17 protein-coding genes and 1 other RNA gene are annotated in these 21,349 nt (G+C 36.8%); 5 read left to right on the plus strand and 13 right to left on the minus strand.

Translation table 11 applies throughout. The features are described 5' to 3' along the window. The first annotated feature begins 221 nt into the window (after positions 1-221). Together RCG20_RS08785 and RCG20_RS08790 are read left to right on the plus strand one after the other, a co-directional pair. Positions 222-944 (plus strand): GntR family transcriptional regulator, encoded by a 723-nt coding sequence (locus tag RCG20_RS08785; RefSeq protein ID WP_308183850.1) that lies wholly within the window; start codon positions 222-224, stop codon positions 942-944. A gap of 14 nt (positions 945-958) precedes the next feature. After that, positions 959-1,696 carry an SIS domain-containing protein gene (locus RCG20_RS08790; RefSeq protein ID WP_308183851.1) on the plus strand — a complete coding sequence of 246 codons (738 nt, stop codon included), beginning with the start codon at positions 959-961 and terminating at the stop codon, positions 1,694-1,696. 405 nt (positions 1,697-2,101) lie between these two features. Here the strand turns inward: RCG20_RS08790 and RCG20_RS08795 are convergent, their stop codons facing one another. The 8 genes from RCG20_RS08795 to atoD all read right to left on the minus strand — a co-directional run bounded on the left by RCG20_RS08795 (position 2,102) and on the right by atoD (position 12,025). Further along, positions 2,102-3,733, minus strand: a complete 1,632-nt coding sequence (locus tag RCG20_RS08795; RefSeq protein WP_308183852.1) for an ABC1 kinase family protein — start codon at positions 3,731-3,733, stop codon at positions 2,102-2,104. A 561-nt stretch (positions 3,734-4,294) separates the two neighbouring features. Beyond that, positions 4,295-5,239, minus strand: a complete 945-nt coding sequence (locus RCG20_RS08800; protein WP_308183853.1) for a 3-hydroxyacyl-CoA dehydrogenase family protein — start codon at positions 5,237-5,239, stop codon at positions 4,295-4,297. Positions 5,240-5,335: 96 nt separating this feature from the next. Next, the gene (locus RCG20_RS08805; RefSeq protein ID WP_308183854.1) at positions 5,336-6,754 is read right to left on the minus strand and encodes a sigma-54 interaction domain-containing protein; all 1,419 of its coding nucleotides are present in this window, start codon (positions 6,752-6,754) and stop codon (positions 5,336-5,338) included. 133 nt (positions 6,755-6,887) lie between these two features. Further along, complete coding sequence (locus tag RCG20_RS08810; RefSeq protein ID WP_308183855.1) at positions 6,888-7,673, minus strand: 3-hydroxybutyrate dehydrogenase; 786 nt, start codon at positions 7,671-7,673, stop codon at positions 6,888-6,890. Positions 7,674-7,753: 80 nt separating this feature from the next. Then, complete coding sequence (locus RCG20_RS08815) at positions 7,754-9,193, minus strand: GntP family permease (RefSeq protein WP_308183856.1); 1,440 nt, start codon at positions 9,191-9,193, stop codon at positions 7,754-7,756. 341 nt (positions 9,194-9,534) lie between these two features. Continuing rightward, the gene (locus RCG20_RS08820; protein WP_308183857.1) at positions 9,535-10,719 is read right to left on the minus strand and encodes an acetyl-CoA C-acetyltransferase; all 1,185 of its coding nucleotides are present in this window, start codon (positions 10,717-10,719) and stop codon (positions 9,535-9,537) included. A 47-nt stretch (positions 10,720-10,766) separates the two neighbouring features. Beyond that, a complete protein-coding gene (locus RCG20_RS08825) occupies positions 10,767-11,420 on the minus strand; it encodes a 3-oxoacid CoA-transferase subunit B (RefSeq protein ID WP_308183858.1) in 654 nt (217 codons plus the stop codon). A gap of 2 nt (positions 11,421-11,422) precedes the next feature. Continuing rightward, positions 11,423-12,025 carry an acetate CoA-transferase subunit alpha gene (atoD, locus tag RCG20_RS08830; RefSeq protein ID WP_308184314.1) on the minus strand — a complete coding sequence of 201 codons (603 nt, stop codon included), beginning with the start codon at positions 12,023-12,025 and terminating at the stop codon, positions 11,423-11,425. A gap of 502 nt (positions 12,026-12,527) precedes the next feature. On the opposite strand from atoD, the gene RCG20_RS08835 reads away from it, so the two are divergent. Then, positions 12,528-12,968, plus strand: a complete 441-nt coding sequence (locus RCG20_RS08835; protein ID WP_308183860.1) for a YaiI/YqxD family protein — start codon at positions 12,528-12,530, stop codon at positions 12,966-12,968. 81 nt (positions 12,969-13,049) lie between these two features. Here RCG20_RS08835 and RCG20_RS08840 read toward each other — a convergent pair whose 3' ends face one another. Continuing rightward, positions 13,050-15,128: a HAMP domain-containing sensor histidine kinase gene (locus RCG20_RS08840; RefSeq protein ID WP_308183861.1), complete on the minus strand. Its 2,079-nt coding sequence runs from the start codon at positions 15,126-15,128 to the stop codon at positions 13,050-13,052. Next, on the minus strand, positions 15,103-15,789 hold the full coding sequence (locus RCG20_RS08845) for a response regulator transcription factor (RefSeq protein ID WP_308183862.1): 687 nt from the start codon (positions 15,787-15,789) through the stop codon (positions 15,103-15,105). Before RCG20_RS08845 ends, RCG20_RS08840 begins: the two co-directional genes overlap by 26 nt. Before the next feature lie 1,389 nt (positions 15,790-17,178). Here RCG20_RS08845 and RCG20_RS08850 point away from each other — a divergent pair. Next, complete coding sequence (locus RCG20_RS08850) at positions 17,179-18,129, plus strand: leucine-rich repeat domain-containing protein (RefSeq protein WP_308183863.1); 951 nt, start codon at positions 17,179-17,181, stop codon at positions 18,127-18,129. Positions 18,130-18,353: 224 nt separating this feature from the next. On the opposite strand, the gene RCG20_RS08855 is transcribed toward RCG20_RS08850, so the two are convergent. Continuing rightward, complete coding sequence (locus RCG20_RS08855; protein WP_308183864.1) at positions 18,354-18,842, minus strand: putative periplasmic lipoprotein; 489 nt, start codon at positions 18,840-18,842, stop codon at positions 18,354-18,356. A gap of 744 nt (positions 18,843-19,586) precedes the next feature. Here RCG20_RS08855 and RCG20_RS08860 point away from each other — a divergent pair. Further along, entirely contained in the window at positions 19,587-19,994 is a 408-nt protein-coding gene (locus RCG20_RS08860) for an LAGLIDADG family homing endonuclease (protein ID WP_308183865.1), read from the plus strand. Between the two features lie 338 nt (positions 19,995-20,332). Here the strand turns inward: RCG20_RS08860 and ssrA are convergent. Then, positions 20,333-20,668, minus strand: a transfer-messenger RNA (tmRNA) gene (ssrA, locus tag RCG20_RS08865). A gap of 156 nt (positions 20,669-20,824) precedes the next feature. After that, the gene (gene smpB / locus RCG20_RS08870; RefSeq protein ID WP_308183866.1) at positions 20,825-21,292 is read right to left on the minus strand and encodes an SsrA-binding protein SmpB; all 468 of its coding nucleotides are present in this window, start codon (positions 21,290-21,292) and stop codon (positions 20,825-20,827) included. Positions 21,293-21,349: the final 57 nt, after the last annotated feature.

Genomic DNA, 21,349 nt, shown 5'->3' on the forward strand with positions numbered 1-21,349 from the left:
GCATAGATTGTTGTTTTTCGTACCTAATCTAAAAACCCGAAATAACAATAGTATCGTGCTCTTTTCTTAAAAACTTCCTAAGGTTTTCATCGGTAAACTGGAATCCCATTCTAATTTAGTTTCAACTAGCAACAAAGTTTAAGAAAAGAGCCTTTTAAAAAGATCATAAAAACTTAGACTATCTGTGTAAGTTTGTAGAGAAAGGATGCAATTGAGAGGAAATGATTAAGAAAAATTCCCCCATTCCAATTTATTATCAACTCGAAGAACTTATTAAAGAGCTAATTGAAAAAGGTGAGCTAAAGCCCGGAGATTCCATTCCTGCCGAAAGAGAATACGCTGAAAAATATCAAATTAGTCGGATGACTGTTAGGCAGGCATTCACTCAACTTGTTAATGATGGGTATCTACACCGAATCCAAGGAAAAGGTACCTTTGTTGCTGACCGCAAAATTGAACAACCTCTTCAAGGCTTAACTAGTTTTACCGAAGATATGAAGGCGAGAGGGTTAAAACCTGGGAATCAATTAATACACTTTGAAATTATTCCGGCAACTAGTCAAATCGCAACCCAATTAGCCATTCAAGAATATGGTCCAGTTTATGAAATAAAGCGTATTCGGTTAGCCGATGATGTTCCAATGGCTTTGGAAACCAATTATATTTCAGCTAATTTAATTAAAGGACTAACAGAACAAATAGTAAATCAATCTCTATATGCACATATTGAAGGACAACTTGGCCTCCTAATTGATCATGCTTCCCAAGTGATTGAATCTTCAATTGCCAATCAAATCGAAGCTCAGTATTTGAAAATCAAAAAAGGAACCCCTGTCATGCTGATCCAAAGAAATACATATTTACAAGATGGAACTCCTGTCGAATTTGTAAAATCAGCCTACCGCGCAGATCGATACAAATTTATGATTCAGATGAAAAGATAAATGTGGAGGCTACCATGTTAGAACAATACTTTCAAAATCTTAAGCAATTGTTGGCAACTATTGAACAAGAGGAAGAAGAGAATATAAAAATGGCAGCACAAAAAGTGGCCCATTGTATTCAAGAAAATGGGATCATTCACGTATTTGGCTGTGGACATTCTCACATGCTCGGCGAGGAATTATTTTACCGGGCTGGCGGACTAGTGCCAATCAACCCTATCCTTATTGAAGATTTAATGCTTCATAAAGGGGCTGTTCGTTCTTCACAATTAGAGAAGAAAAATGACTTTGCCATGCCTTTTATGAGTAAGGTCACTATTAAACCAGAAGATATTGTGTTGGTTGCATCCACATCAGGCAGAAATCCAGTTCCAATTGATGTAGCCAGAATAGCCAAGGACCAGGGTGCGTTTGTCATCGCAATCACTTCACCAAGCTACGCTAAAAGCCAATCTTCTAGGCATAAGAGTGGGAAGTACTTGTACAATACAGTTGACCTCTCCATCAATAATCATATAGAAGTCGGGGATGCCCTTATGAAACATGAATCTCTCAACATTCCCTTTGGCTCTGGTTCCACTGTGATCGGGATGGCAATTGCAAATGGAATCATGGTAGAAGCAATCAAAGTGATGATAGAAAATGATTTCAATCCGCCTATATTTAAAAGTGGCAATGTTGATGATGCTGAAGAACATAATAGGGAATTAATCAATAAGTACAAAGAAAGGATTCCGATGCTGGAATCCTAAAGTTTAATGGGATGCTCCCAATAGTGGATCGGTAACACTGAGGTCATCCCAAGCATCGGTTGTTTCGCTGATATACTTGGTTTTTCGCCGATATATTTGGTTTTCGCTGATATATTTGGGTTTTCGCCGATATATTTGGTTTTCGCTGATATACTTGGTTTTTCGCTGATATATTTGGTTTTTCGCCGATATATTTGGTTTTCGCTGATATACTTGGTTTTTCGCCGATATATTTGGTTTTTGCTGATATATTTGGTTTTTGCTGATATATTTGGTTTTTCGCTGATATATTTGGTTTTTCGCCGATATATTTGATTTTTCGCTGATAAATCTCTCTACATGGGAGATTTTTTTAAAAAGACTGGTAGGTACCGTTGCGCTTTATTATACTAAATGAAATCCATGTCAATATGGACCCTGTCTCCTTTTCTTCCTTATACTCTTTAGCCATTTTTGTTGCCTCAGATTACAAACAACATATCCTGCTAAAGATACACAAATCAATCCCGTCGAGCCTTCCCATACTAGTTTGGATTTTATAAAGACTCCCAAAAATACTCCTAGCAATCCTAAAACTCCGAGCATAAAAACCTGCTTCTTCTGATTTTCATAAATTGAAAATGCGAATTCCCTTTGTTGCTGTGTTTCTTTTAATTCGAGGTATTGTTTCGGCGTTTTAACTAAATCAGAGATTGAATGAAAAATTTGAAAGACGGGTTGAGAATGAATCCATTTTAAGATCAATTTCCATTTGTTTGTATTACTTTGATTAAGCCAATCCTTAAAAGCTGGTTCCATAATTTTCAAACTTTCTTTGGTTGGGCAAACCGTACGCAATATCCCCTCAATCGTAACGAATGAACGGCCTAAAAAAATAAATCTGGTTGGTACTTGGATTGGCAGAGATTTTACGATATCATTCATCTCTTTTTTTACTGCGAAAATATCCATTTCTTTCAAATCTGCGATATTAAAGGATAAAGCTTCTTTCAACAGACTTTCAATATCTTTGGAATTTGCATTTGGAAGTAAGAAGCCTAATTCGACTAAAATTTCTGCTGCCTGTGAATAATTTTTCAGCAAGATTGTTTCTAACAAACCTTGAAAGTTTGTCGCATCTTTTTTAGAAATTTCGCCAACCATACCAAAATCAAGAAGAACCAAAGTTCCATCCAATTTCACGAGTACATTTCCAGCATGTGGGTCCGCATGAAATATTCCTGCTTCCAACCATTGCGGGATAAAAACACGAAATAGGGCTTGAGCTAATTCCCCGCGGTCGATATGATGTTGATCGAGAAAGTCAGTATCCGTAATTCTTACTGCATCAACCCACTCCATCACTAACACATGCGAAGTACAAAGTTCCTCATACATTTTTGGAATCTTAAGTCCTTCAGTAGATTGAAAACGCTGACGAAAATGATTAGCCGTTTCCATTTCTTTTTTAAAATCTAGCTCTCTTTCGATAACCTGTTTTAGCTCTTTATAGAGCAGTTTAAAATTGATAAACCCTTTTGGAACTGGTGCAAAGTGGTGCACAAACCAGATAACAATTGACAATGACCGAAAATCAGTGCCCACAATAGATTGAATCGTGGGGCGTTGAACCTTAACAGCAACTTTCGTTCCATCCTGTAATATGCCACGATACACTTCTCCAATCGATGCGGAAGCAACTACTTTTGGTTCAATCGATACGAGCTTGTCCTCTATTCGGCCATCCCACTCTCTTTCCAGGACTTTTTTTATATCTTCCCAAGGAGATGGGGGGACTTGATCAACGAGATCCTCAATTTGCTTGATAAAACCATTCGGAAGCACATCCGCACGGATACTTAAAAATTGTCCAACCTTAATTAACAGCCCTTCTAATTCAAAAAGGGTCTGGCGAAACTGTATTCCGATTCTTCCCCATAATTCTTCCTTTTCGATATCAGACCTCTTACGGAATCGATACCAATATACTTGAATAAAAACGGAAAGTGCAAACGATAATACCTTCCACATTCGATATAATTTTCGGTTGGACTTCATAAGGAATCCTCCTTGGTTGTTTATATTTTAGCTAATCAGAATCTATATTCATAAATTCTGCTAGCGCACAAGGACAACTACGCCTCTGTCATCCTCCTTAGAGGGGCTGGCCAATCAGCGATTTTTCTTTAAAAGGATTATAGCAGATGTTGGGATTTATTTTATCAGAACTCTAGAAAATAGACAGGCTCATAAGAATAGTTTAGCAGATAGATTTCTTGAAGAGGGAGTTTTGAAACATATATAGTGGATTTTACTTAAACACAAAGGCTCTTTTCTTAAACTTTGTTGCTATTTGGAACTAAATTAGAATGGTATTCCTGTTTACCGATAAAAACTGTAGGAAGTTTTTTAAGAAAAGAGCACGATACCGTTGTTATTTCGGGTTTTTAGACTAGGTACGAAAAACAACAATCTATGCGAAAACAGCCAACACAAAAGATACATTTGATAACTCAGAGGAATTCCCTTCAAATTTCAGAGAAAAATGGTCAACCAAACTAATTGGCTGACCTTATTTTACTGTTAGGGGTGGGACTGATTCCAATATGGCAGGAGAATTTATACTTCCTTTTTCAAGGATTTAATATTTCCAAGTTGAATGAGCTGACGATCGCGAGTATTAATCTTTTGAAAAGCGGTTGAATCCTCGTATGTATAAATGCCCTCACCTGATTTTGTTCCCAGTTTTCCCTGTTTGACCAACTCCCGAATAATTGCTGGAGCCCCCTTACTTTCGTCTAAATCAGCTGCCACATTATCAAATACACTTTGCCATGTATCAAGCCCACCAAAGTCAGCAATCTCAATTGGACCAGTAAAAGCCCACCGAGATCCTGGTCCAGCAGTTATAGCTGTATCGATATCTCTTGCACTAGCCACACCTTCGTTTAATAAATAAAAAGCTTCACGCATTAACGCTGTTTGTAAACGATTTGCGATAAATCCGGAAATTTCTTTTTTTAGAAGAATGGGTGATTTACCAATGTTCCGAATTAGATCTAGTGTATCTTCAACTATTTCGGGTTTTGTTTGATCATGTTTCACAATTTCAACTAGTGAAACTAAATGAGCTGGATTGAAGAAATGCGTTATGATCATTCTTTCTGCGAACGAGGTTTTCTCCATCAACCGGGAAATCGGAAACGTCGACGTATTAGAAGCAACAATCGTGTGCGGTTTCATCATTTGTTCCAATTTTTGATAAAGGTCCCATTTTAGCTCGATTACTTCTGGAACAGCCTCAAGTATGAAATCCGCCTCTCGGATTGATTCCTCCAAATGAACAGTATACGAGATTTTGGATAAAGCTAGATGTTTTTCATCCTCATCTACTTCTGCTTCCTCAACAAGTAGAGATAGGTTATCTGAAATTCTATTTTTGGCTTTTAATAAAGACTCGTTATTTACATCATGTAACATGACAGAATAACCATTTACTGCAAAAATTTGGGCAATGCTGCTTCCCATCACACCGGAACCAATGACTGTAATATTTTCGATCATTTTAATTCCCCTCTCATACTCTTTAAATTTGCAGTCGTATCCATTAAATTTCATTTCCACCCAAGAATCTACTCTCGTTAACTACCCCGCGTTTCTCTATTTAATATCATATAATTTGCATTTCTCGTAAAAACTCGTTTTCCCTATTCCTAATAGTTTAGCCGCTTCTAGCTTATCGCCTTTGGTAGCATTCAAAGCATTTTGAATCGCTTGCTTTTCAACTAGGGCAAGAGTTTCCTTTAATGGTTGAACCGGAATGGGAGTAGATTCTGCAATTTGGTTACTTGTATTTGGTTGGGTTAATTCGTTGCTCTTAGTCATTTGATCACGTAAATATAAGGGCAAGTCTGCCATTTGGATCGTTTGACCATCTAGTACATTTATAGACCGTTCAAGTACATTCTCAAGTTCTCGAATGTTTCCTGGCCACGAATGCTGTATAAGCTTTTCTATCACTTCAAAGGATAGTTCTATTCCTTTTCGAAAGAACTTTTTTTCTAGTTTTTTCAATATTCTTACAGAAATAAGCGGAATATCCTCTTTTCGTTTTCTCAAAGGGGGAATTTCTATTTTAATGACATTTAAACGATAGTATAAGTCCTGACGAAAATTTCCTTCCTCCACCATTTTTTCTAAATCACGATGTGTTGCTGCAATGATCCGGACATCAACAGGAATAGACTTTTGTCCACCTACTAGCTGTACCTCTTTTTCCTGCAAGACTCTCAAAAGTTTACTTTGCATAGAGAGCGGCATGTCCCCTATTTCATCAAGGAAAAGAGTCCCGTTATTAGCGATTTCAAACTGCCCCTTCTTTCCTCCCTTTTTTGCTCCTGTAAATGCTCCATCCTCGTATCCAAATAGTTCTGATTCTAATAAATGCTCCGGTATAGATGAGCAGTTTATCGCAACAAATGGTAGGGATGAACGCATGCTGTTGTTATGGATTGCATGAGCAAAAATTTCCTTTCCAGTACCAGACTCACCCATTAATAATACAGATGATTGACTTCCAGAGATTCTTTCTGCAAGCTTTTTTACAGCAAGGAATGTAGCACTATCCCCAATTAAGTCATTGAAAGAATACTTACTTTTCAAATCCTTTTCAACTTTTGTTTTATAATATTTCAGCTCTTCAACAAGATGCTGAATTTTACTTTTATACATCTGCCATTCCTCAGGGCTGCGGAACGTCACTGTTCCCAAGGCTCCTACTAGTTCTCCATTCTCATAAAGAGGGTAACGGTTTGCGATCATGTCACTTCCATTTATAGGGTGTATAGTTGCTACCTCTTTTTGTCCCGTTTTGGAGACGATGTGCATGCGTGTGTTTTCAATAACGTCTTGAACGGGCCGGTGAATTGCCTTCTCAACAGTCGTTCCCAAAAACTCACAATAAGCTTCATTAATATAAAGAATAATACCCTCACAGTCGACTATTACAATTCGCTCAGATAATAGATTAATAATTTGTTCATGCCAATTATAGGGAATCTTATCAAATCCTAGGTACATTTTCTCCCCACCTTGCCATATAAGTTAAGTTAATTATAACAAAAAATAGAAATATACATGATGTAATCGGTATCATTTCTATTAAATGGTAGAATCCCATCCGAATAAACCGAATAGGATTCTCAAATTTCAATTATTGAGCTGTGTAGCCGCCATCTAGAATAACTGCTTGTCCTGTAATTCCTCTCCCCTTATTACTGGCCAAAAAGACTGCATAGTCAGCTATTTCAGTTACTGATAAAAGTCTTTTTTGTGGAACAAGTGGTAAGAGAACCTCTTCAATAACACTTTCTAAGCTAACATTCCTTGTTGTAGCTAAATCTTTAAGCTGGTTTCTTACAAGTGGCGTATCGACATACCCTGGGCATAACGCATTTACTGTGATTCCATTTGTTGCACCTTCCAATGCTGCAACCTTTGTCAAACCTATGACACCGTGCTTTGCACTGTTGTAGGCAGCTTTTCCAGCAAAACCAATGACACCGTTAATGGAAGCCATATTGATAATTCTTCCGAATCCCTGTTTCTTCATGATTGGGAACACATTTTTAATCCCAATAAACGGTGCAGTTAACATGATTTTCACAAGTAATTCGAATTTTTCAGTCGGAAATTCCTCAATTGGAGAAACATACTGCATCCCTGCATTATTTACTAAAATATCAAGGCTTCCGAACGTTTTATAAGCTAATTCAATACTATTCTTAAAGTCTTCCTCATTGGTAACATCACAAGGTGCAGAAAGTGCTACAAATCCTTGCTCATTTAATTCCGCTGCCACTTGCTCACTTTTTTCTACATTCAAGTCTGAGATAACAACTCTTGCGCCTTCTTGTGCAAAAGCTTTTGCAATTTCCAAGCCAATTCCACTTGCTGATCCAGTAATAAATGCTGTTTTTCCATCTAAAGTCTTGTTCATACTTGACCATCTCCGTATTACTAAAATTTAATTTTCTTTGATGTGTAGTTCAAATTGCCACTCCAAGTGGCGGAATAGTCTTATACAATACCAAATAAAGTATAAATACCAATAACAACAAAAACAGCTAATGTTTTAATCATTGTGACTGCAAATATGTCTTTATATGATTGCTTATGTGTTAATCCAGTGACTGCAAGCAAGGTAATAACTGCTCCGTTATGTGGAAGAGTATCCATTCCTCCAGATGCCATGGCAACAACACGGTGCATAACTTCTGGCGGGATATGAGCAGCCGCGATCGCTTGATTATATTTTTCAGACATTGCACCTAATGCAATCCCCATTCCACCGGAAGCAGATCCTGTCATCCCTGCAAGTGAACTAGTAGTAACAGCACCGTTAACAAGCGGATTCGAAAAAGTACTAGAAATTCCATCACTGATTTTTGAAAATCCCGGTAGAGAAGAAATAATACCACCAAATCCATATTCGGATCCTGTATTCATGGTTGCAAGTAGTGCTCCAGCTATACTTAGATTTAATCCTTCTTTAAAGTTTAAAGACACTCGTTTCCAATCGAAAGCAATTGAAGTGATGATTCCGACTACTAATGCTAATTCAATAGCCCAAACAGCTGCACTAGCAGCTACATCTACTGAATACGTTTTCAAGCCAATTGCTGTAAAATCAAAGCCATTTGGATACCATTTAGGTATATACGTAATGAAAACTTTATTTGCTACACCGACGAGAATAAGCGGTATAAAAGCAAGAATCCTTCTTGCAACCGATTGCTGTGATGTTAAATCAGGGACACCTACTTCATTATCCGCGAGTTTGAATTCTTCCAAAGCAGCAGCGTTTTCTGATCCGAATCCATAATAGCCTTCACCAGCTTTTTCTGCACTTCTTCTTCGCATTTCTAGGTATAATAATCCAACAACTAAGACAAAAATAGCACCGATGATTCCAAGTGTTGGTGCAGCATAAATATCTGTTTTAAAGAAAGCAATAGGAATAACGTTTTGAATTTGTGGTGTTCCTGGTAATGCATCCATCGTAAACGTGAATGCACCAAGGGCGATGGTACCTGGGATAAGCCTTTTAGGGATATCAGCTTGTCTAAACATTTGAGCTGCAAATGGATAAATAGCGAACACGGCTACGAATAAACTTACACCGCTATATGTTAAGATTGCACCCAAAACAACAATTGTTAACATTGCACGTTTCGCACCAAGTACTTTAACAATTGTCTTGGCAATGGATTCTGCGATCCCTGACATTTCAACAACTTTTCCAAAAATAGCACCTAATAAGAAGACTGGAAAATAAGATTTAATAAATCCAACCATCTTCTCCATAAACACCCCGGAAAAGAATGGTAAAGCATGACTTGGGGCAATAAGTATAACAGCCAAGAGTGCACATATTGGGGCAAATAAGATTACGGAAAATCCTCGGTAGGCAACAAACATTAACAGCCCAAGCGACAGTAAAATAACAAATAGTTCCATGAAAATCCCCCTTGATATTTTTTACAAACTCCGAAAATCAACCACAGGTAAGCGTTTACAAAAAGGTTACCTTTCCTCCCTTTAATAAAATTGTTTACTCTCTTATTACTTGCAACTTTCATGCCAAAATGACAGTCTATTCAAAAAAATTAAAACTCTTTATAATACAAGTAATATACTACCTTTTAAATAGATTCATATAGTAGATTCGAAATAAACTTATTGGTTTAGTATAAACTTTCCGTTTTTCAGGAATTTTTTATTCCGAAAAAACGGAATTTTCCATTTTTTCGGAATAAAACTCACGATCAACTATTTATCATAAGGTTTAGGAGAACAAATTATTTTTCAAGTTCTACAACCGTTGCAATACCTTGACCGCCGCCTATACAGAGGGTAGCCAATCCATAACGGGAATCCGTACGTTTCATTTCATGCAACAAAGTGACAAGTATACGTGCACCACTGGCACCAATTGGATGTCCTAATGCAACAGCTCCACCATTTACATTAAGTTTCTCATTTGGAATGTTCAGTTCACGTCCAACAGCAAGAGACTGTGCGGCAAACGCCTCGTTTGCTTCTATTAGATTAATCTCTTCAATTGAAAGACCTGCTTTTTTCAGTGCCTTTCTTGAAGCTGGAATAGGTCCAATTCCCATAATTTTCGGATCTACTCCCGCAGTTCCATTGCCACGGATTACCGCCATCGGTTTGATACCCAACTCGATTGCTCTTTCCTTACTCATTAAGACTAATGCTGCTGCACCATCATTGATACCAGAAGCATTTCCTGCTGTAACAGATCCCTCTTTTTTAAATGCTGGCTTTAATTTTGCTAATTTATCAGCTGTTACGCCTGCCCGTGGGAATTCATCGGTGGCAAAAAGAATAGGATCACCTTTGCGTTGCGGAATCGCCACTGGTACAATCTCTTCCTCAAACTTCCCATCCTGTATTGCCCTTTCAGCCTTTTGTTGGCTCCAAGCCGAGAATTCATCTTGATCTGATCGACTTATGTCATATTGCTCTGCAATGTTTTCAGCCGTTACACCCATGTGGTATGAATTAATTGCACATTGCAAACCATCTTGAATTAAGCTGTCAATCATTTTTCCGTCTCCCATGCGGTAACCTGTCCGACCTTGCATCAACAAGTAAGGGGCAAGGCTCATATTTTCCATACCGCCTGCAACAATAATTTCAGCTTCTCCAGTCTGAATTGCCTGTGTTGCGAGATGAATTGCTTTTAAGCCCGAACCGCAAAGCTTATTGATAGCCATGGAAGAAACTTCATTTGGTAAGCCCGCTTGGATCGCAGCCTGGCGAGCAGGTCCTTGACCAAGACCAGCCTGAAGTACATTTCCCATTATTACTTCATCCACTTGTTCCCCTTTTATTCCCGCACGATTTAAAGCTTCCTTGATTACAATCGCACCTAACTCAGTTGCTGGGGTGTTGCTTAAAGCCCCCATAAAACTACCAATTGCTGTCCGTACAGCGCTTACAATAACGACATCACGCATAAATTTTTTCCCCCTGTGCTTATAAGTTTGAATATTGGTGTATATTGTTACGCAATCGCTGGATTTACCTTAAAAGAAGCCTCTGTTTTTTCCTTAACGGTATCAAGATCGACTCCCTCTTGGAGCTCCTCAAGGATTAATCCTTCTTCTGTAACACGAAAAACCGCTAGTTCAGTGACGATTATGTCTACAACGCCTTTTCCTGTTATAGGCAAACGGCATTTTTCAAGTAATTTGGAGGATCCATTTTTCGCTGTATGTTCCATAGCAACAATGACTTTCTTTGCACCTGTTACTAAGTCCATTGCACCGCCCATGCCTGGAACCATTTTTCCAGGGACCATCCAGTTGGCAAGATTGCCTTTTTCATCTACTTCTAATCCCCCAAGGACCGTTACATCAACATGGCCTCCGCGGATTAACTCGAATGAAAATAAACTATCAAAGAATGCACCGCCCGGAATAATCCCAGCTGGTTGTCCACCGGCGTTGACCAGATTCGGATCAATCTCCCCGTTTACTGGACCTAGACCAATGTATCCATTTTCAGATTGAAGAATTACATTGACGTCCTCAGCCAGGAAGTTTGGCACCATAGTTGGAAGGCCAATTCCCAGGTTTACTACATCACCGTCCCTCATTTCCTTCGCAACACGTGAAGCAATAATTTCTTTTGGACTTTTTCCAGTTACTATCATCATTCCTACCTCCCTTGAACAAAAATTTTATCAACTAGAATTCCTGGAGTCATAACGTCATCTGGGTCAATCTCTCCAATTTCAACAATTTTCTCTACTTGAACTACCACAGTATCAGCTGCTAAGGCCATGATAGGGTTAAAATTGCGTGCAGAGCGGTGATAAATTAAATTACCTGCTTTATCTGCTTTATATGCTTTAAGAAGGGCTACTTCTGCACGAAGTGGTTTTTCAAGCAGATATTCTCGGCCATCGACTGTAATCTTTTCTTTGCCTTCTTCAACAACTGTTCCCACACCTGTAGGAGTCAGAACTCCACCAAGTCCGGACCCGCCTGCACGTACACGTTCAGCAAGTGTCCCTTGTGGAACCAGCTCTACCTCCAACTCTCCAGCAATCATTTGCTTACCTGTTTCCGGATTGGTACCGATGTGAGAAGCAATTACTTTCTTAACTCGTCTGTTTACGATCAAAGGTCCTACGCCGGTTTCTGTGAAAGCGGTGTCATTTGCGATCAACGTAATATCCTTTACGTCTGCCTCAAGCATTGCGGACACTAGCTCCTGTGGCGTACCTACCCCCATAAACCCCCCTGCCATTATGGTCATTCCATCTTTAAAGATGGATGAAACTTCTTCCCTTGAAATAATTTTATTCACTTTGTTGCACCTCCTGAAAAAATTAGTGAGATTAATTTATTTTCATTTTTCCATTTACAACTTTATATATTGCAAGACTTGTGCCAACTTTAAAAAAAGTAGAAAATTACGTGTCTTTTTTTAAGATGATATTTTTCAGAAACCTTAAATACAATTTTAGGGGTTAGTTACCTTTGGATTAGATAGATTCTGGGGATTTAAGTAAACGAAGATTTTAATAATAAATTAATTTATTAGATCCTAAATGAATAAAACTTTATTGCAAATTCATTCCGAAAAAACGGAAAATTCCAGATATACGGAATGGTAGTTGAAAATAATTCCGGATATACGGAATTATTTATTGATTAACTTAGTGTGATGTTAGCTAAAGCATTTTCACCGTTTGACAAAATCCTAATCTGCGATTATTATCACTATCAATTGGAAATTATTTATAGGAGAGATAAAGATGAAAATTTACGTTGATGCAGATGCTTGTCCGGTAAAGGATGTTATTATCTCCGAAGGTACGAATGCGGATATTCCTGTTATCCTGGTTACTAGCTTTTCTCATTTTTCTAATGCGGAACAACCATCTGGAGTGGAAACCATTTATGTTGATTCTGGAGCAGATGCTGCGGATTATCGGATTATGAAATTAGTTGAAAAAGGAGATATAATTGTTACGCAAGATTATGGCCTTGCTTCGCTAGGTTTAGCAAAAGGGTGTACGGTTCTTCACCATAAAGGGTTTAGCTATACAAATGAAAACATTGACCAGTTATTACAAACACGTTATTTTAGTGCAATGGCTCGAAAAAGCGGAAAGCGTACCAAGGGGCCAAAACCATTTACATCAGAAGATAGGGAGAAATTTATGGGGCTTTTTAAAAAAGCGATTTTACGTTAAATGGCACCATAAAAAAAGGGATAGAATATCCATTTGATATCCTAATTCCCAATACATTAGCATTTTTATACTAGAATCAATTTACTCATTGCTATTTTTAGGCATATAGATCATTGCCTTAAACAAATCTCCATCTACTTGAATGATAAATTTACCTTTTTGGATTTCAATTAGGCTTTTTGCAATGGATAGGCCTAACCCACTGCCTTGACTGGATCTAGATTCATCGCCTCGTTTAAAGCGTTCCATTAATTCATCTGCTGAAATATTCAACTCATAAGCTGAAATGTTTTTGAAAGTGAGAAGGATTTCATTCCCTAAATCTTCGATATCTATATATATCCTTGATGCTTGGAGAGCATATTTAAATATATTGGATAATAAGTTTTCGATGGCCCTCCACATTAGCTTTCCATCAGCTGCAATATATACCTTCTCCTTAGGATAGTTCATCTTAAATTTTAAATCCAAGTCTTCAATCTTGTCGCTAACTTCTCCAAGTCCTTGTGTTAGTAAAGATACCATATCAATTCGCTCAAAATGAACCGGAATATTCCCGCTAGAAGCCTTTGCGGCATCGAATAAATTATCCGTTAGTACTTTTAGCCTTTTCGATTTTTGATCCAGAATTTCGATAAATCCCTGGACCTTTGATGGATCCTGTTCCTTTTTCAATAAATCCACATAGGTGATAATGGAGGTTAAAGGGGTTCTTATATCATGTGAAACATTGGTAATGAGCTCCGATTTTAATCTTTCACCTTTTAGTTCGCTATCAACTGCTTTTTTCAAACCATCGGTGATGCTGTTTATATTAGCCGCAAGTCTTCCAAACTCGCCATCTCCATCCACATTTACACAATGATGAATATCTCCATCCTTAATTCTCTCGACACCTTCTTGGATTGCATGAAATGACTTTATTTTTTTCAAGGCGAACCATGCAGCCACACCAATTGTTACTGGAAACATGAAAAACGTTAATGCCACTGCAATTGGATAACCAATCACAATTAATACCGTCTTTACCCCAACGCTGCCGTTCTTATATACCTCTCCTATAAATGCAACCAACTTTGAGAGGATCGAATAAATCAGGGTATGCCTGAATAGTGTTTTGTTCTTGAAATGCTTTACAAGTGACAAAACCAGCACGAGGCCCGCGACCGCTATTGGAATCGTGATTGGGATGATTATTTTATTGATGTCAATATACAATTCATTTACCAATGTACCCCAAAGGATAACAAGGCCTATACATAACAATAGATTTATATCATTATATAATTTATCTACTGGATTAAAGTGTACATCTTCTTTCTTACTTGATTTTCTCCCTGTTACAACGACTAAATATAAAAATGATAGTAGTAATCCTGCAAGAAAACTTACTAACATATAAAAGCTGTTTGTAGCCTTTACTTTGTTTTCCTTCCATTCTTTCACTTTTTGATTTAAAAAATCTTTTGTAAACGCAACATAAACAACAGTGTTTTCCTGATCCAAATTATTGATGCTTTCTGTAATTCGATATAAGTATTGATTGTCTTTAATCTCTTTTGGATAGATCTCACTTTTATATTTTTCAAACTTCATATAAGTAGGATAGGTTTTTAGCTGCTCATTCTCGAGCTTCGAACTGTTTGAATACGTATTTTTACCGTCACTGACATAATACAACGGATCTTTATGCTCTTCTAGATTTTGTACGAGTAAATGATATTCTTTTAAATCAGCCTGAATTAACCGATCCTTTGCAAGAGTTATCTTATCTGCATATTCCACTTTAAAGATCTTATAATTTTCCTCTTGGCTTAACTGTGGATTAAAGCTTCTGGAATTTCCTTGAAATTCAGCGAATAGGTTTTCTACTTCCATTCTTAATTCTTCTTCATCAATCGATCCGCCATTTTTGATATTTTCTTCATTCTTATATTCACCAATCAATCTCATCAGGTTGCTGATGATCATATCACTTTCCTTGACATAGGCATCGCTAAGAAAGTAGTTATCTTCAAAAATAATTCTATAATTAACTCCATTCAATTCTTTTATCTTCACCAATTCTCTTATGACACCTGTAAAACAAAGGATCACAATCATAAAAACAGCTATTTTTATGATGTTTGATTGGCTATAGCTTTTCAACTTTATATCCAACTCCCCACACCACCTTCAAATATTTTGGTTCTTTCGGATTTATTTCTATTTTTTCTCTGATTTTTCGAATATGTACGGTTACTGTATTTTCCGGATTAAAAGAGGGTTCATTCCATACCTTTTCATATATTTCCTCAATGGAAAATACTTTTCCTGCGTTTGTAGTAAGTAGTTTTAAAATCTTATATTGCACTGGTGTAAGATGGACCTCGTCTCCATCGACTGTTATCATTTTTGTTTCATCATTGATCATGAGTCCCCCGCTCTTGTACACGTTACTCTGGGTTTCAAGGCTCCCAAATGTTGTATACCTTCGCAGCTGTGATTTTACTCTTGCAATTAGTTCTAAGGGATTAAACGGCTTGGTTATGTAATCATCCGCCCCTAAATTCAACCCTAATATTTTATCTGTATCCTCTGATTTAGCGGACAGCATGATTAACGGAATGTTATGACCTTCTCTAATCTTTGCCGTTGCCCTTATCCCATCCATTTTAGGCATCATAATATCCATAATGATAAGGTGTATCTCATGATCTCCGATTACTTCTATCGCTTCTATTCCGTTAAAAGCTTTGAATATTTTATATCCTTCATTTTCTAAATAAATTACAATAGCATCTACGATTTCCTTATCATCATCACAAACCAATATGTTCATGAAAGTCCACTCCTCTATACGGGTTTCAACAATTAATCACCCCTTTTTTATTCTTTCTAAGGGAATGATATCAATTAAATCTTAACAAACTCATGATGCAATTCTTAAGATTTTCTTAGTATTTTTTATAAAGGTCCACATTAAGTGGAAAAGTTGCCCAAAAACCTGCACATATTAATGTTACGGTTCAGCATGCCATATCAAATGGGGTTTTAATAAATTAATGCAAATCTAATCATTACAAGATTATCAACTATCGGGCCAAAACCTGCTAGTATAGTCATAGTATTTGACTCAACATTATTTTAATCTATACTACTTGCACGTGCTTTCCCTTCTAAAACAAAAAATTCTTCATCCCTTAAACGTTGTACTACTTGTAGATGAAAAATCCTCTTAAATAAGAAAGCCTGTCTTTACTCGGGTAATTAGCGACAATAAAATAAGCGGAGATTTTCCGGTTAGATGCAGAATGGAGCTCATTTCGGTGTAAATAAGCGAAGGTTTTCCGGTTATGCAATGCAAAGGCACCTATTTTCGCGATTTTCGAGTCAATAGGCGAAATTTCTCCTTCTATTTAAGCTTTTTTTATTCTAATTTACTAATTAAGCGGAATTTTTCCGTCTATTATTTTTTCTGATACTTTTGGCAATATTATAGTTCAGCATTTTAAGTATTCTACAGTCATTAATTTTGCATAAAATGAAAGTTTTTTTACACCCCTATCTTTAAAATAATCTACGGCAATAAGAAAAACCGGGCAAAACCAGCCGCTCTGTCAACTAGTCTGTTGATTTCCGCTCCAGGTACTTGCTTTCCGGGGCGGCGTTCGCCGAGCCTGTAACACTAATCCCCCATGAGTCAAGCACCTTCCGCTCCAATCAACAGAGTGTTAAAAATTAATCATGAGCTTTAACTTAGCCTTTTGGTTTGAGAATATCCGATAGTATGTACTCTATTCCATGTACTCCTGTAATAATCCGGGTACATTTCGCCCCCACATTTTTCACATGAAAACATTGGGAGGAGTTGTTGGATCCCCATCGTCCATTAAGTCGAAATCCCTCACTACGCTTAAAGAAATCTCCTCCTTTTCATGACACGTTAAACAAACAAAGCTAACTCTCTGGTTCTTTGATTGGTTAAGGCTTATATTTTTCTTCTTTTTCTTTCCCTTTTTGCGGGTTTTCGATACCGGTGAGAAACGCTATCATCCTTTCAAGATATGCCCTCGAATATTTGCAAACTTTGTTGTTCTTTTGCAAATAATTGTAAAGATTATTGTGGTAAAATTAACCTATAATTGGAAAATATTAAACAATTAGGGGTGAATTGCTAAGTGAATAATGGAGTTTTTATTGCTATTCTAATACAACTAAGGAGGTAAGTATGAAAAAAATTATATGTCTAGCCTTTTTTTTAATATTTATAATCTTTACTACTGCTTGTAACCATCAAGCGGCAAGCAAAGAAGAGCTCAAGCCTTTTCCTATGCAGATTGAAAAACAAATATCAACAATAACAGGTAAAAACATAAAGGATGTTACTAAAAAGGATTTGTTAAGTATCACTGAACTTAGATTAGAGGAACCGGACAGTAAAGCTAGCGTAAATTTAGACACATTGGAACAATTACCGAATTTAAAGTCTATATTTATTTCTGTCCCATTTACCCACCCGGACTCTTTGTACAGTCTAAAAAAGTTAAAATGGCTCGTTATTGACAATGTAGATTCTTCTACAATAGACATTTCTAAACTTCCTTCATCACTAGAAAATCTTTCACTTGAACATACAAACTTACAAAGTATTCACGGCATAAACCACCTAAGCAACGTAAAGACCTTGTGGCTTGCCAGGAATCAATTAGATAGTTCAGATTTGGATGAAATTCATCAACTAAAAGCATTAGAACAATTAGATCTGGGGCAAAACAACATTGAGTCATTATCCTTTCTAGAGAACCTCACCACTTTGATATATCTTGATTTATCAAAAAATAGAATTACTGATATCAGTCCGATAAATAGTCTTACGCACTTGCAGATTTTAAATATCAGTTCCAATCCTATAAAAGAACTACACTTATCCGATAAAGTGCAAGTAGAGATGTTAGATTTACAGAATACAAACCTTTCGGATATTAGTACTTTAAAATCTCAGTTCAAATTAGCTAGAGTAGATATTCGTAACACTAAAGTTCATTCGATAGCCCCATTAAAAAACCTATCTAATTTAACGGTGTTACTACTAAATAAAAATAATGTAACAGATTGGGAATCCCTTAGTAAAAAAAGGGATTTGCTCATTTCTGAAAAAGACTTACTTACGAAATATTAAAGAAGGCCACTTAAATATTTAAGTGGCCTTCTTTAATATTAGCTGTATTTCACAATTTTCTTTACATCAATTCCATAAGCCGCAATGGTTTCTGCTAATGTAGTTCGGGTACTTGAACCAGGATCACTTATTTTTATCATTGAAGTTGTAATGGTAGATGTATCAGGGTCATATCCACCATCTGGATTCGGATAAGTAGTAAGAACACCGTTAAAACTGTTTTTTTAATTTGTTAAGAATGAAATTAACAACATTTTTCCGTTTATTTGTTTAAATTTAAATTCATATTCAACATTATTTTCAGCAAATCCAACTATAATGCGTCCATCTTTATTAAGAGAATGAAAACGGTAATCAAATACCTTATGATTGATCGTCTTTATGAAATCTTGTTTAAATCCATCCTTATAAACAAAGGAGTTCGTGGTTTTGTCGATGGTAATGGAAGAGTCAACAACCGACTGTAAATAAGCATAATCTTTTTCAACCATAGCATTAATTGATTTTAGTGATAGATTCATGGTTTCGACAAGTTGCTCATTTGTAACATTAGGCAGTTTTTTAACTAATTCTTTTAGTTCTGTATTTTCCTTTTCTAACTTAGCGGCGTTATTAGAGTCCGTTACTGATTTAACATTGGAATTAATACTCTCTTTCGCTGTGCAACCAGACATGATGAATAAAATGATAACAAAAATTAGATATTTTTTCATTTTTTTGCCATTCACCCCCATTTAGTGCATCGTAACAAAAAAAGAGCAAGGAATCAATTGGTTCCCTGCTCTCCCTCTTAATATTGAGGTGGTAATGTAATTACAAACTGACTTATTCCGTCAGAAATAGCCTCCGCACCAAAGCGGCAAGATTATGGTTCGAGTCACAGAAGCGCATCATTTCTGAAAAGCCAAAAATGTAGCTTAAGGTTTTCGTCACAGTGGCGCCCCGAAATATGTCAAAAGAGTAATAAAGTAAAAGAAAAGAAGAGTCTGACATTGGTAATTAGTTCTCCATTAATATTTCCATGGATTTTTTCTTTTAGAATTACTACTATCCGGTAGTACATAAGGGTAAACGTCCAATGGTATATATCCACAATTATCGGCCTGGATTATCTCTATGAAATATTTACTAAGAAATATAGATATAATCCTCAGTATGTGTCCATTTCCATTAAATTCCCTCCTCTTCTTATAAGACCAGTTTTTATTAGCCAAGTTATTCCCTTTCCTTGGTCTATCTCTTTTTAATCGGTTTCATTTAGAATTTCATCTGGTGTATAAACCTCTGTACTAATTTATTAAAAAAGATATAATAGAAGTAGAATATATGTTCGTAATAAAATATTGGAATTCTTAGTTTGAAAGAAAGTAAAAACGGGTTATTAGTAAAAAATGTTGCCATTTTAGGGGAAGTGTAATTTCTCTTTCATTAAATTTTGTGCCTTGAGCACAGCGAAAATGAAAACTTGGGAAGCCTCATATGTTGCAGGAATTATTGACGGAGAAGGGAGTATAACTTTGACAAGAATGCATAAAAAAGAATTTCGACGTCCGGGTATATCAATTGCATCAACAGATAAAGAACTACTTATTTATATACAATCTTTAATAGGTGGTCTTATAAATAATAAAAAAAATTATAACCCTGATAAACATAAGAACTCTTTTACATTAACTGTAAAAAAGAAGGAAGAAGTTTTCAATACATTAAAACAAATTACGCCATTTCTAAGAATTAAACAGAAGAGAAAACGAGCTGAATGGATTCTTTACCAATACGACCTAGTTACACCAAGGAATGGAAAATATAATTCAGAATTACTAAGAGAGAAAGTTGCTTTTGAAAATGAATTTTTTCAAAAATAAAAAAAGACTAGCATCTCTGCTAGCCTTTCCTCCACATATGTAGTGGAGACGGTGGGACGTGCTCTTCCATGCTTTCGTCATGGCACTGACTATATCTTGAACCTACTTTTACGCAGGTCCTCTGGCGTATTATGCGAATCATATATTTACCTAATATCGATCAGGCAGGATTTCGCATCTTAGTACTACCCTTATTATGGCAGCCTATAAGTCGATACACGGCTGTTGGATTACTCCACATACCGCTCGGCATTGCCTTACCGCAAATTTGCAGCTTAGGTTTCACCGATAAAGCCAGATTTTCACTTGTGTGTTACCACACAAGGCGACTAAGTTACTAATCGAACCCACGTCCAAAAATATCGCCACTTAAGCGTCTACGAGTGTAGTCGACATATTCGCATTTCGCTGAGCTATCTGCCTATCGACAGGCGTCCAGTCAGCTAGCCTGGTTGTTCTCTTCCTTCATCCTCAGGCGGTGGAATCCGGCGTAGCCCACTTAGAGTGAGTCCCTTACCCTACCACATGGGCAATGGAGGGAGGAACCGCTATGCAGTATTAAGCTGCGAAAGCGAAGTTGTTGTTAGTTTTGCCAGTTATAGGCTTTGACGTTTTAACGAGGCCGATCCCCTCGACTCGCAACCTAAGCTCGAACTACCCCTGTCGAATCCGTAGCGTCCCCATGATAAAAGGGTCAGTTGCCTATTAAGCAAACTTGACGTTCGGAAGCTCATGTAAAGTTTGAGCTAAGATCATTCGTCGCAACTTCCTGCGACTTAATTATTATAACACATATTACTCACATTTCAATTGTAAGTATTTGTAAACCGCTACATTTTCTGACGTTCACGAAATGCACGCTCAATTTCTCGACCCGCTTCTTTTTTCTTCAGATCCTCACGCTTATCATAATTCTTCTTCCCTTTTGCAAGACCGATCAAAACCTTCGCAAATCCATTTTTTAAATAAACCTTTAATGGAACTAATGCATAGCCAACTTCTTTTGTTTCCCCAAACAGCTTCGCAATTTCGCGATTATGTAGCAACAGCTTCCGCGGTCTTAATGGATCATGATTAAAGCGATTCCCCTGTTCATACGGGCTAACATGCATGCTGTATAAAAAAGCTTCACCATTCTGAATTCTAGCATACGAATCCTTTAAATTTACTTTACCTGCTCTGATCGATTTAATTTCTGTACCTTGTAGAACTATCCCGGCTTCATACGTTTCTTCAATAAAAAAATCGTGGTAAGCCTTTTTATTATTCGCACAAAGTTTCCCTTCACCTTTTGGCATATCATTCACCTCTTCGTAGCTTTCATTGTAGCAGATTCCTTTAGCCTTAACAATTAA

It is taken from the genome of Neobacillus sp. PS3-40, assembly GCF_030915485.1.
GTDB lineage: Bacteria > Bacillota > Bacilli > Bacillales > Cytobacillaceae > JAUZPL01.